At 60.8% G+C, this 916-nt stretch carries 1 protein-coding gene; it reads right to left on the bottom strand.

What is annotated here, in order from left to right:
• A partial coding sequence (locus RBA40_RS33340) for an SGNH/GDSL hydrolase family protein (RefSeq protein WP_306653199.1) occupies nucleotides 1-916 on the bottom strand: 916 nt, incomplete at both ends.

Below are 916 nucleotides of genomic sequence, written 5' to 3'. Positions count from 1 at the left end.
AACGACTGCGCTGCCGCCGATCCATCCGCCGTAGGGCTGCGTGTGCAGGTTGTCGGCAGGGTTGAATACGCCGGCGCGGCCGCCGGCGCCGGAGCCGACCACCCAGGTATTCGCGTTCACCATCTTGCCGTACGCGCTGACGAACTTGACGTTCTTCTTGGTAGCGCAATATGCCTTGATCATCTGCGAAACGTACGCCAGATTTTTAACGATTGCCGGCGTCGCCGATGGGTTCGGGAAAATCTCTTGGACATAGACCCGGCGCGCCTTCGCGGAGGCAATGTCAATGATTCCCTTGAGATTGGCGACGGTAACGTTGCATGCGGCGTCGGTGGTCGGCAGGTCATTGACGCCGCCCATGATCACAGCAACCTCGGTGTCCAGCAAAAACGCTTGAGGCGCAAACTTCAGTATGTCGGCCGAGCTGGCGCCAGCGATTGCGAAGGCTTCGTAATCGTAGAACGTATCCCCGAATGCGCCGGCGACCCATGCAACATAGCCGATCAGGTTGTAGTCGCTGGTAATTGGCGATCCTGCAGTTTGGACAGCAGAGGTGGCGTTTGGCACAGGCGCGGAGGCGCCGCGCACGGCCAGGGTGATGCCGGAATTTGCGTACGTCCCACTTTTCAGGTAGTGCCAACCGCCGACGCTCACGTCCACATACTGGCCGATGGTGTCGCCGGCGGCCTGCCAAGCAGCCCAGCCGCGGCTGTCGGTGAAAAGATTGCCCGCTACAGTTTGAGCAACACCACCATTGGCCCGGCCGTCTACCATGGCGTAAGCGATCCATGTAATGCCACCGAAGTTGGCAGCGCTGGTGATCGTGGTGATCGAAAACTGCAGCTGGTATTCGGGCCCGGTCTTGCCGGGCTGGCCGTGCTGCGTCAACGAATCGCCGACAAATACCGCGCGGCGG

The sequence above is a fragment of the Massilia pseudoviolaceinigra genome (assembly GCF_030846505.1).
Taxonomy (GTDB): Bacteria; Pseudomonadota; Gammaproteobacteria; order Burkholderiales; family Burkholderiaceae_D; genus Telluria_A; species Telluria_A violaceinigra.
This window is presented reverse-complemented; position numbering and strand designations above follow the sequence as displayed.